The sequence below is a fragment of the Neobacillus sp. OS1-2 genome (assembly GCF_030915505.1).
Taxonomy (GTDB): domain Bacteria; phylum Bacillota; class Bacilli; order Bacillales; family Cytobacillaceae; genus Neobacillus.
Genome location: NZ_CP133265.1, coordinates 398,896 through 414,946 on the forward strand (window position 1 = coordinate 398,896; position 16,051 = coordinate 414,946).

A 16,051-nucleotide genomic window follows, 5' to 3' on the forward strand; every position below is an offset into this window, starting at 1 on the left:
TTACTCAACAAAATTACGTAAATTTAATTTAACCTGGACTAAATGCTGTTTATAAGCAGTAAGCTTTGCCTGATATTCATCCTCTGAAAGCCTACCCTCTCCAAAGGTTTCTTCCAATTCAATAATCTTATCCATAATTGCCTTTTGCTTCATCATCAAGAGCTTAAAGGCTTTCTCCTCCTTATCTGCTCCGAGCCTTTCCTCGTCTAGCCTTGCTTTTCTTCTAAAATAGGCAAAATAGGCAATTCCCGCAATAATAATGGCCCCAATAATAATCATGAAGATATGCGGGTTAAAACGATGTAATGGTGATTGCCCCCACATTCTTAAATGTCCGGGATTGTGAAATGCAGGTGCTGTATGGGTAACAGTGCTATTTTTTTCACCTTCATTGGTTGCGGCTTTGGCTTTGGTTTCATCAACAGCAGGCTGTTTGTCTTTATTATAGACAAGCGTAAAGCTCTGATTTTCCTTAATACTTTCGATACTGTACCCAAAGTAATTTTGATCATCAAATTTGAAAAGACCTTGACTAGTTGCGTCGGCGCCTTTCACCTCAATACTGCCTCTTCCCTCAGGCACAAGAATCTGCATCATTTGAATAGGATAATCAACTACAACATTGACTTCTTTATCTTTCGGCATTCGATAACTGTATGGCAGCACCATTGTTTGATTTGCCGGGATTGGTGTTGTGGTAATAAAGCCCTTCTCCACTTGTTCAAAAGCAATCTTATTATCTAAAAAATTTAGATCCTTTGCACCTTCAGGCAAGGTTACATGTAATACTGCCTTACTTGTCCCATCACCCTTATATTCCGCAGCTGAAGTGTTGGTATAATTCGTCATATTCATTAGATTTGTTGAACCATCTTCTGCCGGACTAACGACAAGGTAATGCATATCAATGGTGATTTTAGCATCGGAGGCTGCTAAACCAAATGTAGGAGTTAGCAGCAGCACTCCAAGGAGGAGGGCGGTGATTTTTTTGATCACTTTTCTTCCCCCTTTTTCTTTTTGTAGCTCTTCATTTGCGCTTCAATTTCTTTTTCCACTTCTGCCATTAAATCATGATCAACAGCTGGTTCAACGATCTGTTCTTCTTCTCTCATAATATTGGCCACTTCAATTTCGTATTGCTTCTTTAAATGTCTATAATCTGCATGTGAGATTTTATCCATTTTGTATTCAAACTCGATCTCATTTAGAGTTGTTAAAAGCGCTTCTTTCGTTGTCGCTAAATCCTGCCCTTTGGTTCCTACATGTAAATAGGGTAGACGATCCCACTTAAATAGCGGTGCCAATAGTAGAAATAAACAAACAAGCGCCAATACCGCTGTGAAAAGCAGCGAAATGATTGAGATATCGTGCATTATGTTCACATCCTAAAGATACTTTTTGCGTTCTTCATCGATCATGGAAGAAAGGATTTCTCCTTCCACTTCATCCTCAGTGGTCTCATATTCATTGACTGTTTCTTCGGTTCCTTTTTTCTTCACCCATTTACGGATGAGGATCAACACAGCTACTCCAGCTACTCCTATGACCACAAATGGAAGAACCCATGCAGTCAGGCTAAAACCGCTTTTCTCCGGTGAAGTCAATATTTCTTCACCGTAAATATTGACATAGTACTCACGGATTTTATCCTTATCCCAGCCTTTGTTCATCATTTCAACTAAGTCCTTTTTAAAATCAGTTGTCAGATTACAGGTATTGGGATCACATTCGTAATGATCCTGCCCGCAGCCACAAGTGCAGGCAAATTGCTGGGCAACCGCTTTGAATTCAGGAGATTTATAATCAAACTCTTTTGCTTCCACGCGAATAAAAGAACCTTGAAAGATAAACGCAATAATGAGGAGCCCAAGATAAATTTTATTTTTCATTTTAAGATACCTCTTTGCGTACTCCCGTGTATCTCGGAGTGACATTTCCATATTTTCCGTTCCAAACGGCGAATAGTGCACCAATCACGATCATGAAAGACCCGAACCATAACCAGTTCATCATCGGATTTATTTTCACTACAAATGTGGCTTTACCATCATCCTCCCAAGCACTTAGGACAATATATAGGTCTTCTTTAACGGAAGAAATAATCGCCACTTCGGATGAAGGCTGTTCCCAGTTTCCATAGAATACTTTTTCAGGTTGGAAAGTTCCTAACTTTTTCCCATTCCTAAATACAGTTAAGTCTGCATAAACGATATCGTTAATTCCTTCTTTTTTCTGGTCTAAACGCTCATAGTTGATCCGATAGTCCTTAAGCTCAATCGTCCCCCCAAGAGGTACCGTTTTCATAGTCTCAACATCGTAGTTTTGTGAGCCAATAATCCCCATAGTAATGAAAGCAATCCCAAGATGAACGATATATCCGCCATATCTGCGGCGGTTCCGGATCATTAAACGATATAATGCTACAATAGGTGTTTCTTTCGTCATTTTTCTTCTAGCTTTTACCCCTCTATAAAACTCTAGGAAATGGGTAATTAATAATAGAATGATAACTCCGTAGCCAATGACTGCCCACGCTTTTTGAATCCCTAATACCACCATGAGTGTCATGCCAACAATCGCAAGGATTGCTGGAATCATAAAGTTTTTCTTAAGATTTTTAATAGTAGAACGCTGCCAGGCAAGCATGGGACAAACGGCCATGACAAACATCATCGATAAAAGAATAGGTGCTTCCACTTTATTAAAGAATGGCAGACCTACAGTGACTTTGGTACCGCGTATAGCTTCAGATACTAGTGGAAAAATGGTTCCCCAGAACACGGCAAATGCTGCCCCGACAAGTAGTAGATTGTTAACTAAGAAGCTGCTCTCTTTTGATACAAACGAATTAAATTCCCCTGCACTGCGTTTAAGCAGGTTGTAGCGGCTCATTAAAACATATAATGCTAGAATGACGGCAATACCCATGAAGATTAAGAAGTATAATCCTAGATTTGAATTTGCAAATGCATGGACAGATGTTAGAACGCCGCTTCGTACAAGGAATGTTCCAAACAGTGTAAGGGCATAAGAAACAATTATTAGGCTGATATTCCATATTTTCAGCATATTTTTCCGCTCTTGAATCATCACGGAATGTAAGAAGGCGGTAGCTGTTAACCATGGCATAAAGGAAGCATTTTCAACCGGATCCCATGCCCAGTAGCCGCCCCAGCCCAGTTCCACATATGCCCACTGACCGCCAAAGATATTTCCAAGACTTAAGAATAACCAAGCAACTATCGTCCAGCGTCTCGTCATTTTAATCCAGAAATCATCAACATTTTTCAGAAGCAGGGCAGCCATTGCAAAGGCAAATGGAACGGCAAGACCTACGTACCCAAGGTAAAGGGTAACAGGATGAATGATCATTCCAGGGTTTTGCAGCATAGGGTTTAACCCTTTTCCTTCGATCGGAACAGTATCTAATAATAAAAATGGTTTTGCGACAAAACCTAAGATGAAGAAGAAGAAAACCGCATTGGCCATCAGTATGGCAGAGATGTAAGGAACCATTGGATTTCCTTTCATCTTCCGCGAAAAGGTAATCATAATCATGTAGAGAGTTAAAAAGAATGTCCATAATAATAAGGAACCAGCATTCCCTGCCCAAAGAGCAGTTAGTTTATAAATGATTGGCAATTCACTGCTTGTATAATCACTTACGTATTCGTACTGGAACTGAGATGTTGCTAAAAGGTAAAACAAGGAAAGCATCGCAAATGCTGCGCAGATAAATAATGCAATCATTCCACCTTTTCCGCTATTAATAAATTTTTGGTTTTTGGTACTGATCCCCAAGGTAAGAATGAGGAGCGAAAAAATGGCAATGGCTAATCCAATATAAATTGTTGCGTTGGCAAATAAAAACATGTCGTCACCTTCTTATTCTTGAGCCTGTTATTTTTCTTTCGGTGGTTGATTTAACTTTTCTTTATGTGTTTCAGGATCATAATCCTTCATGTCTTTACCTTCATATTTTGAAGGACATCTGGTTTTCACAGATTCAGCTGCAAATGTATCTTTTTTAGTAGGAGATCCTTGGAGAATGGTAATAACCCCTTCAGAAAAGTTGTCAGGTTTGGGGCCGTTATGAATGACATGCATAAGGTTACCTTCGTTGTCTTTCACATCAAATTTCAATTCAATTTTGTCTGGATTCCATTTAATTGAGTCTTCAATTAATAAACCCTCTACTGTTACAAAGTCCTCTTTATGCTGTTCTTGTGTCGCCATTAACTCTTTCATGGTTAACTCAACACCGCTCGAACCCGGCGTTGCTGCCATAAGAAGGAACACAATAGCTCCGGCTATAATAAATCCTCCAAGCATCACAATCGTATTCTTTTTCATTCGACCCACCTCATTACATTAATTTTTTCATTTCTTCTTCATACATTTCTTGGTCAATCTTTCCGGTTAAAAGCTTTTTCCGTAGTTCTTTCTTTTCTTCAACATTTGCTGATATGGTATCCTTTTTGCCGGTCGTATGCTTTGGTTGTTGTTTACTTTTTGTATTCTTATTTGCTGTTCCTCGTCGTGTTACGGCATTACCCTTCAATCCTAGGAAAACAAAGAGTCCAGCAATAATAAGGGCAATTCCAATAATCGATGCTCCACCTACGCCAATGATTGGACGCTTTGAATTGTCCGTTCCTCCTTTAGTAACTTGGTCTGTTGCCGTCACTCCACTATGGTTTTCATCATTTGGCGGTTGTTTTTTATTGATTGCTTCCATGGTAGATTCTGTTCCGTCTTTCTTATAGGAGAAGGAATAATTCAGGTTATCTCCAGCTTTTACATTTTTATATTGGTAGTAATATAGCTCTTCATCATACTCACTTTTTGTATTACTTTCCGCCTTAGGCTCTAGCTTGATTTCCTTTGCTGCCATTGGTGCGTAAAAGACCACATCCAATTGTTCAATATCAGCATTATTAACTAGTTGATATGTAAAGCTCTTTTTATCTTTAACGTCGATAGATTTGGTATAGTACTCGATGACAAATTTATATGTTCCATTATTTTTGATTGCTTTTGCCGGCTTCCAGGTCACAATTCCCTTTTCTTTGTCAACATCATATGGACGTTGTACTTCAGGCTTATTTTCTTCTGGAAACTCTGCTACCAAATAGGCTTCAAATCCTTTTTCCAATGCGGGGACGGGAATTTCAATTTTCCCCTCATAGTCCTGACCGCTCTTGTTGGTGATGGTTCCGTACTGACCTACAAGTAATGATGGGATATCTCTAGTTCCCCAATCCTCTGGGTAATCAAACTCCGGCATTACCTGAACTTGCATCTCTTTAAAAGGGAACTTCTCTGCCTGAAATGCAGTTTCAGCACTAGCTTTTGGGCTAATAAAACTAGTGAGGAACGATGCAATGACAAACAACGCCAACCATTTATTCTTGTGCATATTAATCCTCCTTGACCTTCAAAACTCATTCATAGAAGGTTCCGATTTTCACTATAGTCCTCTTTGAAATAAATATAACCGTTATCAAACCATTGTTGTTGACGCACTCTTGAACATTTTGTTAAAGGGTAGAAACGTTTGTGTTTTTGTCAAAAAAACACCACAAAATGGACACAAATTCCAAAAGAGGAAAAAGAAAAACCCTGATTCCTATTTGGATTCAGGGTTTTGATGTCATTCTATTATTTTTTCTCTAAGGAACGAATATAAGTAACAATATCGGTTATATCCTCTTTTTTTAATTGCCTGGCACCTTCAAGTCCTTTTAACGAAGGGCCCATTCTTGTTTCTTCCCGACCATAGGCTGTACCAATCCAAATTTGCTGATCCGTTGTGTATTTTAAATACTGGGGATTGGCGAGAACGGTTCCCATTTTCAATTTACCGGCACCTGCTTCGCCATGACAATTAAGACAATACAAATTATATTGTTTTTCTCCACGTTCCAGATCACCAGAAATTACTTTTGGTACATCAAATTCAATATCTTCTGTTTGCCAATTCCGTATAAAGTCGACAAGATTTAATAAATCCTTTTCGGATAATCTAGGTCCATATGCAGGCATACCAGTGCCTTCCCTGCCAAATTTCACGGAATTATACAAGTCTTTATCTGATACAGAGCTAAGAAGATTCTGGCTATTAAGTGCCGTTCCAGCATTTGCGCCTTCACCTTTTCCTGTGCTCCCATGGCAGATAAGACAATTTTTTGTATATAGCTTTTCTCCTGCAGCAATCGCTTTCGAATTCTTCCTGGCAAAAATATCGCTATTACTTATACAAACAATAATTCCAATAATAATCAAAATATAGAACCCGATTAATATTCTTTTCATGGGTTATTCCCTACTTTGGTTCAGGTGTTGGAGTTGGTTCCCCAAAATCTTCATACTTCTTAGTGATTAACTGATAAATTTTCTTAGGGCTTTTACCGTCAAGATGCATTTCGATCGCCTCCCGGGCGATATCAATACAGACGTCTCACGATATACCCATCGAATCCCATTCTTTAACAGCATTATTTGATCCCATTTGATCAATAAAGCAATCTAAATTGCTTTTATGACCATCCTGTGCAAAGCATCCGCAATAGCAAGGGACTTGTGCAACAACATCCGGATAGGTGGATGCCAAGATATAGGTCTCTTGAATTTTTTCCGAAGAATTTAATACATAATCTGGAAGTGGCGTATGTTTTTTATCAAGCGTCACATCATCCATTTTAGAACTGCAGCCAGCTGCTGCAATCGCAATTAAAATGAAAAGGAACAAAAGAGATGTTATTCGTTTCATAGTTCTGTTTCACCCCTTCCCTTTAAGGTCTTATTCTAGTTTATTTTAACAAAAAGGGACTGGTCTAATTGTTCCTAATTCTTACTATTTAGTGAAGTTTTTAATCTTATAAAAGTGGTAATTATATTCGCGCGAAGGATACTAGCCGCTAGGGCGCTGGAGCTAGACAATTCTCGAAGTCGAAATCTATACTTTCTTATTTCTTTAAAAGAAAAGGTCTTTGTCCGGTTTTCGGACAAAGACCTTTTGATTGGAAACAAATTACGCACGTGACACGTAAGAAGCTTCTGTTGTATTGATGATTAATTTATCTCCTTGGTTAACAAAGAATGGAACTTGAACCATTAGGCCCGTTTCAAGGGTTGCAGGCTTAGTGCCGCCGGAAGCTGTATCACCTTTAATTCCTGGCTCCGTTTCCGTTACCTCTAATTCAACCGTATTTGGCAATTCAATACCCAATGTTTCATGATTAAACATCATAATATGGACTTCCATGTTTTCTTTTAAAAACTTTAGTTCGTATTCAATATTGCTTGCTGGAAGTTCTACTTGTTCATAGGAATCCATATCCATAAACACATGGGAATCACCGCTTGCGTACAGATATTGCATTTTTCGGTTATCGATTTGCGCTTTTTCTACTTTCTCACCGGCACGGAATGTTTTTTCTTGAATCGCACCATTTCGAAGATTACGCAGCTTTGAACGTACAAACGCTGCACCCTTACCAGGCTTAACATGTTGGAAATCCAGGACGCGCCATAGGCCTCCATCTACTTCAATTGTTAACCCTGTTTTAAAATCGTTAACAGAAATCATAATTAAATCCTCCTAAATCCATTACAGTATAATTAGTTCTTTGGTTGAATGGGTAAATGCCTCGTTACCGTTTTGGGTTATGAGCGTATCATCTTCAATTCGAACACCGCCAAGACCTGGGATATAGATACCCGGTTCACACGTTACAACCATTCCTGGTGCTAAAGTAACTTCAGATTTCATTGATAAGCCAGGACCTTCGTGAATCTCAAGTCCAATGCCATGACCTGTTGAATGACCAAAGTAGTCTCCAAAACCCTTTTCCGTTATGTAGTTTCTAGTTAAAGCATCCGCTTCCCTACCTGTTAGTCCTGGTTTGAATCCTGCCATACCAAGTAACTGCGCTTCAAGAACAATGTCATAAATTTCTTTAAGCTTGGGATTGGGCTCACCAACAGCAACTGTTCTGGTTATATCAGAGACATACCCATTGTAATAGGCACCGTAATCCATAGTAACAAAATCTCCAGCCTCGATCACTTTATCACTTGCGACACCGTGCGGCAATGCAGAACGATGACCTGATGCCACAATAGTATCAAAGGAAGATGAGGTCGCTCCGGCCCTTCTCATAAAGAACTCTAATTCATTCGATACCTCAAGTTCCGTTTTTCCAGGTCGAATGAAGTCTAAAATGTGTTTAAATGCAGCATCAGCAATATCTGCTGCTACCTTTAATATCTTAATCTCTGCATCGGTCTTAATCAAGCGTAACTTTTCAATTACATCGGAAATCGGTACAAGTTCAGCTTCCACTTCTTTCTCATATACTTTAAATAAAGAATAGGTAACATGAGCTTCCTCAAAACCTAGTTTTTTAATTCCTAATTCCTTAGCGAGTCGTGCTATTTCTTCGGGAATGGAACTAGAAAATTTGACAATTTCAAAACCTTGGCACTGTTTTGATGCTTGCTCAATGTAGCGGAAGTCTGTAATAAACTGCGCCTTATCGGCTGTAATTAAAACAACACCGGCAGTTCCGGTAAAGTTAGATATGTAACGGCGATTAAAAGGACTGGTAATTAGAATCCCATCAATACCATATTGCGAAAAATTCGATCTTAATTTATCTACTTTTTCCATAAGTTTCTACTCTCCATTTCTCTTCTGTCAAGGATAAGAATAGTTTAACACAAACTGATAATTCAAACTAATCTTGGGCTTAGGTTGAAGCCTCGTTCACTTGCACCTTATTAAGTTCAAACTCGTAATTAATGGAATATCCAATGAAAATTCCATATACGATATATAAACAAATGGATGTAATGACGGTATCTCTGCTTAAATCTGCAAATGGCTTCATTCCGGGAAATAGAGGATTCAGGATAAAAAATACCAATAGAAATAACACGACACCATAACCAAGACCAAACCAAAATCCTTTGAATTTCCGTAGTAAAGCGTAGTAAACAAACGCAGCAATAATCGATAATGCACCCATAAGTATAATGGAGATAACTGTCCCGAGCCAGCCATTTTTCCAATCACCAAGAGCCCATGGTTCGATAATGACATGGGGGCTAACTTCTGTAAAATTGAAAAAGGACGCAATGTACCCAATCGTTCCCCAAAACAGCCCTCCAAATAAACCTGTCCAAAAAACCATTACAGTAAAGGACATTTGTTTTGGATAATTTCCTAACTTTTTATTATCCGACAAAGTAATAACCCCCTGTTTTTTTGTTAACTTTGGAAATATCCTTACCATCCATGCCTTATGATCAACAAGCAATTCATTTGATATGATGATGGTAAATTCAAGCATTATTATGCCCATTGCTGTCCAATCTTTACATGAAAAAAAATTTTCACGAAATTTATTTGGAAATATTCTGTCTTCCTAGAGGTTTTTTCATTTTTCTAGTAGAATAAATGTAAGTACAAACAGATTTTTCATATGTCTGCAATTGTGCAACTACAGTTTAGGTTGGTGTTCATAACCATGTCCAATTCTCAAAAACCCGTATATGGCGGCCAAGCGGTCGTTGAAGGAGTCATGTTTGGCGGAAAGCATCATTATATTACCGCAGTTCGCAGAAACGACCGTTCTGTTGAATATTTTCATTTACCGCGAAAAGCAAATCCTGCTTTAACAGGATTTAAGAAAATCCCTTTCCTACGCGGGATTATTGCGATTATTGAATCTAGTGCCAATGGGTCAAAACATTTAAATTTCTCAACAGAGAGATACGATGTAGATCCAAAAGACGATGATACAATAAAAGAAAAAGAAGTTTCTAAGTTAACTATGTATTTAGGTGTAGCCGCTATTGGTGTCCTTTCCTTTTTATTCGGGAAATTTGCTTTTACGTTAATACCAGTCTTTTTAGCAGTCCTAACGAAACCCATTTTCCCTTCGGATTTTGCTCAAGTTTTGGTTGAAGGTTTCTTTAAGCTTTTGTTGCTTCTTACCTATATATACTTTGTTTCACTTACCCCGTTAATCAAACGAGTGTTTCAATATCATGGTGCCGAGCATAAAGTAATTAACACCTTTGAGGCAGGGGTAGAGTTAACTGTCGAAAATGTTCAGGCACATTCTCGACTGCACTACCGATGCGGCAGCAGTTTTATCTTATTTACCGTTATCGTTGGTGTGTTTGTTTATATGTTAGTGCCTACGTCACCGCTATGGTTACGAATAGTCGATCGGCTTCTCCTAATACCAGTCGTGTTAGGAATTGCTTTTGAAGTCTTGCAGGTCACTAACAAACTACGTCATATTCCAATTTTGAAGTATTTAGGACTTCCAGGGCTTTGGCTTCAATTGTTAACGACGAAGGAACCAAATAATGATCAAGTGGAAGTGGCAATTCTTTCCTTTAACGAATTACTTAAACGGGAAAGGGAATCGGAATTTGAAATGGAAAGTAAAGAAATTGTCTAAATCTTTGTTTTTATGTGTTTAAAAGAATAAAAAAATGCTTAAGATGCTCTTAGGGAGGTGGCATTCTTGAAAAATCGGGCGCCTGTTATTATTGTTGGGATACTCATTATTCTTGCTCTACTTGGCCTTTTCGGTTCATTTACAGCCAATCCTGCCGGTTTCATTCAGAGAATAGCTGTCATCGCATTGATCGGACTGGCGATATTTTTCCTTTTTCGTAAGTTTTCAAATTCGAGCCCTCAGAAAAAAGAGCAGCGGGCATTTCTTAAAGCAGCAAAAAGGTCGAAAAAACGATTACAGCAAAAGAGTGGGGATACAACCGTGAAAACCTCTTCTCTTGGGACATTAACAACATTAAAGAAAAACAACAAGACCAAAAAGAAATCGCCTGCTCACTTGACTGTTATCGACGGAAAAAAGGGAAAAAAGAAAAATCGAGCGTCTTTTTAGACACTCGATTTTTTTAATACCCCCATTTATTTAAAAATAAATTTGCATGTTCTCTTCCAATTTCAAATAATTTTTGCTTTTTTTCCTCTGTTAAATTAAATTCAATTAAAGATACCCCTTCAGCTTTGATAAAAATAATATTTTCGACATGTTTCTTCGAAATATACCGTTGATCATGGGCATCCTTCATGGTCTCAAACAATGCCCCCATTAGTTGAAAGCCATTTTTTATTTGATGTTTTTCATGTTCATATTCGCTGGGGCTCAATTTAATCCCTAGTACCGGCCTAACTTTTTTTACATTATCCTTATCAAAAAGCCACATGGGGAAATTACTAAGGACCCCGCCATCCACCAAAACATTTACACCATCTATTGAGCGCAATCTCACAGGTTCAAAAAAGTAGGGGATACTGCAGCTCATTCTGATTGCCTTTGCAATTGAGAATGAGCCAGGAGAAATTCCGTATTTTTCTAAATCATCAGGCAAAACGACCATTCGCCCATTGGAAAGGTCTGACGCGATAACTCTTAAGGCATGGGACGGAAGATCAGAGAATGTCCTTAGCCCTTTTGCTTCAAGCTTTTCTTTCATCCATTTTTCTAGTTCATTTCCCTTATAAAGACCTAGCTTCCAATAAACATGCAGCCATTTTGCAATTGAAAATGGAATGATGGATTTCCGGGCATCGAGCATTTTGGGCAAATCGAACTCGTCAACTAATTGATAAATTTCTTTACTCGTATAGCCTGCGGCAATTAAAGCTGCAACAATGGATCCTGCACTTGTTCCCGCAACTCTTACAAACTCCAAACCCCTATTTTCGATTTCTTCATAAGCTCCAATGAGTGAAAACCCTCTAATTCCCCCTCCGGAAAAAACCCCGTCTATTTTCATGGCAGCCACTCCTAAGATGAACTCATTTTTACATCTTTAATCAGCACATCGCCAAAATAGTACATTGGACAGGGGGAAAATTTTTATTAAGCTGGACATTTTTTGTACCCATTTTGTCTACATAATGTTCACCAGTTTATCATTTTTCTTCATATCATCAACATATCGATTTCATACACTTACCCTATCATTTTATGATTCTCATTAATTTGTAAAGGTGGAGAACCTTATGGGTATACGGAAGGAAAGAATAAAGGTGTATGATATGACCTGTACATCATGTGAAAAGCGGATTGAAAGAACGGTAAAAAAGATAAATGGTGTCATCGAAGTTAAGGCGAATTTTACGGGCCAATTCGCAGATGTTGTGTTTAATGAGGAATCATGCAGCAGGGACCAGATAAAGGCAGCAATCAATCGTATCGGTTACAGCACTGAAAATGGCAAAGGCTTTAAGGTCATTGGAATCATTATGGTTGTTGCCGCTATTTTTCTGTTTGGCATAAATACCGGCAGCTTTAATATGGAAGATAAGCTTAAAAATGCTTCCTATGCCGTTTTATTTGTTTTTGGGGTGATTACTTCCCTCCATTGCGTAGGAATGTGCGGCGGAATTATGCTTTCACAAACCATTGGGAAGGAAAGTAAAAATAAATTTGAAGCAATGAAACCGGCTATTTTATATAACCTTGGAAGGGTTACGGCCTATACCATCATCGGGGGAATCGTTGGTGCGATTGGTTCTGTATTTGCACTTTCACTAACCACTAAATCTATCATGCAAATTCTAGCCGGTGTATTCATGGTTATGATGGGCTTTAATATGGCAGGTTTTAAGGCATTTAGAAAGGTTCAGTTTAAATTGCCATCTTCTGCTATAAAAATGTTAACGAAATCAAAACCGAAGACACCGTTTTTTATTGGCATGCTTAATGGGTTAATGCCTTGCGGTCCCCTGCAAACGTTGCAGCTATATGCGTTGGGCACCGGCAGCGCAATCAGTGGAGCGCTATCCATGTTCATGTTTGCCATTGGAACTGTCCCGCTAATGTTGACTTTCGGGGCTGTATCAAGTCTTTTAAGTAAAGGCTACACAAAGAAAATCCTTAAATTTAGTGGAATTCTCATTGTCGTTCTTGGCTTAGTTATGAGCAATAGGGGTTTAGCACTTGTGGGAATGAATTTTAGCCCCGGCTCTATGTTAGCTAATATGATCACTTCCGGAGATGATTCCGCTTCGGCCGCAACTGCTACAAAAGCTACCATCAAGGATGGGATCCAAGTTCTACATATGACAGCCAACGTTTATGGCTATACACCTAATACGCTTTATGTTCAAAAAGGTATGCCTGTTAAATGGGTCGTAGAGGGTGAACAAATCACAGGCTGTAATAGTACGATTGTTGTTCCTGATATCAATGTTGAACAGAAACTTCAAAGTGGCAATAACATCATCGAATTCACACCAGGTAATGAGGATATTCCGTTTAGCTGTTGGATGGGAATGAAACAGGGAGTCATTAAGGTAGTAGATGACCTAAAGAAAGTTAAAACAGCAAGCAGTGGCGCCAAGGGTATGGATTCTTCGACCAATTCTACGGCATCGGCTTCAAATCAAACTAAGCCAAGTATTTATGGAACTGATATTAGCTTGGTCCCTACTGAACGTTTAGTGCAAACGATTCAACTATCAAATAATGAACAATCCATTGCCATTAAAGGTATTGGATACGAACTAGAACCGCTCATCATTGTTGCTAATCAAGCATTAAAAACGAAGATGTCCATTGATTTAACTTCTTTTGATCAGCCTAACGGAGCTTTTATTACCATGAATGCCAATACTAAACAAATCGTGACTGAATTTACTGGCGCGAAGGAAATCGTTGATATTGAATTTTCGATCGAGAAAGCTGGCACATACGGTATTTATCTAAATGAAGAGGAATTGCTTGGAATAATTGATGTTGTTAAAGATGTAAATTCCGTTGATTTAGAGGATATGAGAAGCAAATACATTCAGTAAGTAAAAAGTTAATAATTTGGGATGTTATCCCCAACTTATTAACTTTTTTTATTTTCATTAAAATAGATCGTAAATTTCGTTCCGATTCCTACTTTACTTTCTACATCTATACCAGCATTGTGAAGCTGCAGAATACTCTTCACGATGGTTAAGCCAATCCCCTTCCCTTCAATTTTCTGCCTGTCCATCTTCCCGCGATATAGTCTTTCAAAGATAAAGGGCAAATCTTCATCCTTAATTCCCATCCCATTGTCACATACTTCGACAACAATATTTTTTCCATTTTCATATAATTTGATCAGCACTATGCCTTCAAATGTAGTAAATTTAATGGCATTAGCGACAAGGTTAATAAATACCTGTTTAAGTTGGTCTTTGTCACCAGTTATCAAGTATTTATGATTCGGTTGTACATGATACTGAAAACTGATATTCTTTTTTTCTGCATCTAGGTAAAAGCCCTTGCAAATTTCAGTAATGAATTCATCCAGATAGATGGTTTCATAGGTTAGCTTTGTACTTTCAGCTTCAAAATGCTTTAACACATTTAAGCTATTAATTAATTTTCCGAACCGGATGACTTCTTCATTTAAAGCATGTAATTTCTCGGTTGTCACCGGATACACGCCATCAATCATCGCCTCTAGATTATTTTGCAAGACATTTAATGGGGTTCTAATTTCATGTGATATATCGGAAACTAACCTTTTCCTCAGTGTGTCCTGATACTTTAATTTTCCCGCTAAGATATTTACACTTTTTTGTAAATCTTCCAGCTCCAAAAGATTACTTTTAATACTGGATTTGGTTTCAAAATTTCCTTTAGATAAATTTACTGATAACTGTGCCACTTCTTTAATTGGATTGGAAAATTGTTTTGAAAAATAAAAGCTAAATCCGCCTATAATAATGAGGGTCAGAATCCCGCTGGCAATAATGCTTTTATTAATGGAGCTTTTAAAGTTGATATCCTCCTCTGTGAGGAGGATTGATGAATACTGCCCAATATCGACATATCCCACTTTTTTTGAATCTACCTTTATGGCAAAAGTTTTGGTTGTATAAACACCATTCTTCTGAGTAGGCATTTCATTCATATTTAGCTGGTTTTTGATTTCATTAGGATTCATTCCCCACACTGTTTGTTTCTTATCATCCATTAGTGTCAAGCAATAATTCCCCATATATGCCTCATGCATCAACTCAACACCAGTATTTACTGACCATTCCCCTTCTCTCTTGTAAACATCTTCTAAATAGGTGACAATTCTTTGATATCTCCTATTTTGAATATCAACCATATATTGATCAAACTTATTGGTAACGGTAAAGTTGACAAACAATGTAACGAGCAGGATGGTGGCAAGTGTACACAGTATAAATAAAATACTTAGTCTTTTACTGATGGAGTGCATTTAACACAGCCCCCAAACTTATATCCTGCTTTCAACACGGTTACAATATATTTGGGATTCTTCGTATCTTTTTCAATCTTTTTACGAATATTTTTGATATGGACATCAATTGTCCGATCAAAGCCATTAAATTCTTCCCCATATAATGTATCAATGAGTTGATCCCTTGATAAAACCTTTCCTTTATTCGCAACAAGTGTCCTTAATATATCGAACTCATTTGGAGTAAAGGACTTTTCCGCACCGCTAACTTTAATCGTCCTTTTCGAGCAATCTATTAGCAGATTCCCATCATCAAAAATGACACTAGAAGAATGAACCCTACCGTTTAGTCTGCGGAAAAGAGCGTTTACCCTCGCAATCAACTCCCTTGGACTAAATGGTTTGATTAAATATTCATCCGCCCCAATCCTTAATCCCTCGATGCGGTCATTTAAAGACCCTTTTGCTGTCAACATAAAAATATGAACATCAGAGGTTTGTCGAACAATTTTACAGACCTCTTCACCGCTAATATCCGGCAGCATTAAATCTAGAATAACCAGGTCAAATCTTTCAGCCATAAAAAGATCAATTCCTTTTAATCCCGTATCAGCGGAGCGAACCAGGTATCCTGCTTTTTCTAAATAGGCTTTTATTACTCCTAAAACGCTTTGTTCATCTTCAACTAATAAGATCTGATTCATGGAAATCACCCTTAACGAGAATTTATATGTATTCAGTATAATAGCTATAGATAGTGTAAAAATTGAAAAAGGCTGACAATTATGTGTCAGCCCATTAA

At 38.0% G+C, this 16,051-nt stretch carries 17 protein-coding genes; 3 read left to right on the forward strand and 14 right to left on the reverse strand.

Going from position 1 to position 16,051, the window contains the following annotated elements; all coding sequences use genetic code 11:
- The 11 genes from RCG19_RS02155 to RCG19_RS02205 form a co-directional block, all read right to left on the reverse strand.
- Complete coding sequence (locus tag RCG19_RS02155; protein ID WP_308109504.1) at nt 1-996, reverse strand: hypothetical protein; 996 nt, start codon at nt 994-996, stop codon at nt 1-3.
- Nucleotides 993-1,373, reverse strand: a complete 381-nt coding sequence (locus tag RCG19_RS02160; RefSeq protein ID WP_166238312.1) for a hypothetical protein — start codon at nt 1,371-1,373, stop codon at nt 993-995. The genes RCG19_RS02155 and RCG19_RS02160 overlap by 4 nt, the downstream gene beginning before the upstream one ends.
- A gap of 12 nt (nt 1,374-1,385) precedes the next feature.
- A complete protein-coding gene (locus RCG19_RS02165; RefSeq protein WP_308109505.1) occupies nt 1,386-1,889 on the reverse strand; it encodes a cytochrome c-type biogenesis protein CcmH in 504 nt (167 codons plus the stop codon).
- Between the two features lies 1 nt (nt 1,890).
- On the reverse strand, nt 1,891-3,873 hold the full coding sequence (locus tag RCG19_RS02170) for a heme lyase CcmF/NrfE family subunit (protein WP_308109506.1): 1,983 nt from the start codon (nt 3,871-3,873) through the stop codon (nt 1,891-1,893).
- A gap of 27 nt (nt 3,874-3,900) precedes the next feature.
- Nucleotides 3,901-4,353: a cytochrome c maturation protein CcmE gene (locus RCG19_RS02175; protein WP_308109507.1), complete on the reverse strand. Its 453-nt coding sequence runs from the start codon at nt 4,351-4,353 to the stop codon at nt 3,901-3,903.
- 13 nt (nt 4,354-4,366) lie between these two features.
- Entirely contained in the window at nt 4,367-5,419 is a 1,053-nt protein-coding gene (locus RCG19_RS02180) for a hypothetical protein (RefSeq protein ID WP_308109508.1), read from the reverse strand.
- A 242-nt stretch (nt 5,420-5,661) separates the two neighbouring features.
- On the reverse strand, nt 5,662-6,315 hold the full coding sequence (locus RCG19_RS02185) for a c-type cytochrome (RefSeq protein ID WP_308109509.1): 654 nt from the start codon (nt 6,313-6,315) through the stop codon (nt 5,662-5,664).
- Between the two features lie 10 nt (nt 6,316-6,325).
- A complete protein-coding gene (locus RCG19_RS02190; protein ID WP_308109510.1) occupies nt 6,326-6,772 on the reverse strand; it encodes a PCYCGC motif-containing (lipo)protein in 447 nt (148 codons plus the stop codon).
- 261 nt (nt 6,773-7,033) lie between these two features.
- Nucleotides 7,034-7,591, reverse strand: coding sequence for an elongation factor P (efp, locus tag RCG19_RS02195; RefSeq protein WP_166238326.1), 558 nt, complete (start codon nt 7,589-7,591; stop codon nt 7,034-7,036).
- A gap of 21 nt (nt 7,592-7,612) precedes the next feature.
- Entirely contained in the window at nt 7,613-8,674 is a 1,062-nt protein-coding gene (locus tag RCG19_RS02200; protein WP_308109511.1) for a M24 family metallopeptidase, read from the reverse strand.
- 79 nt (nt 8,675-8,753) lie between these two features.
- Nucleotides 8,754-9,251, reverse strand: a complete 498-nt coding sequence (locus RCG19_RS02205) for a YqhR family membrane protein (RefSeq protein ID WP_308109512.1) — start codon at nt 9,249-9,251, stop codon at nt 8,754-8,756.
- Between the two features lie 282 nt (nt 9,252-9,533).
- Between RCG19_RS02205 and RCG19_RS02210 the strand changes: the two genes are divergently transcribed.
- Nucleotides 9,534-10,478, forward strand: coding sequence for a DUF1385 domain-containing protein (locus RCG19_RS02210; RefSeq protein ID WP_308109513.1), 945 nt, complete (start codon nt 9,534-9,536; stop codon nt 10,476-10,478).
- A 57-nt stretch (nt 10,479-10,535) separates the two neighbouring features.
- On the forward strand, nt 10,536-10,928 hold the full coding sequence (locus RCG19_RS02215) for an SA1362 family protein (protein ID WP_308109514.1): 393 nt from the start codon (nt 10,536-10,538) through the stop codon (nt 10,926-10,928).
- 13 nt (nt 10,929-10,941) lie between these two features.
- Here the strand turns inward: RCG19_RS02215 and RCG19_RS02220 are convergent, their stop codons facing one another.
- Nucleotides 10,942-11,826 (reverse strand): patatin-like phospholipase family protein, encoded by an 885-nt coding sequence (locus RCG19_RS02220; protein ID WP_308109515.1) that lies wholly within the window; start codon nt 11,824-11,826, stop codon nt 10,942-10,944.
- A 229-nt stretch (nt 11,827-12,055) separates the two neighbouring features.
- Here RCG19_RS02220 and RCG19_RS02225 point away from each other — a divergent pair, with 229 nt between their 5' ends.
- Nucleotides 12,056-13,852, forward strand: a complete 1,797-nt coding sequence (locus tag RCG19_RS02225; protein ID WP_308109516.1) for an urease accessory protein UreH domain-containing protein — start codon at nt 12,056-12,058, stop codon at nt 13,850-13,852.
- Nucleotides 13,853-13,890: 38 nt separating this feature from the next.
- Here the strand turns inward: RCG19_RS02225 and RCG19_RS02230 are convergent, their stop codons facing one another.
- Together RCG19_RS02230 and RCG19_RS02235 are read right to left on the reverse strand one after the other, a co-directional pair.
- Nucleotides 13,891-15,267, reverse strand: a complete 1,377-nt coding sequence (locus RCG19_RS02230) for a sensor histidine kinase (protein WP_308109517.1) — start codon at nt 15,265-15,267, stop codon at nt 13,891-13,893.
- A complete protein-coding gene (locus tag RCG19_RS02235) occupies nt 15,243-15,953 on the reverse strand; it encodes a response regulator transcription factor (RefSeq protein WP_308109518.1) in 711 nt (236 codons plus the stop codon). Before RCG19_RS02235 ends, RCG19_RS02230 begins: the two co-directional genes overlap by 25 nt.
- Nucleotides 15,954-16,051: the final 98 nt, after the last annotated feature.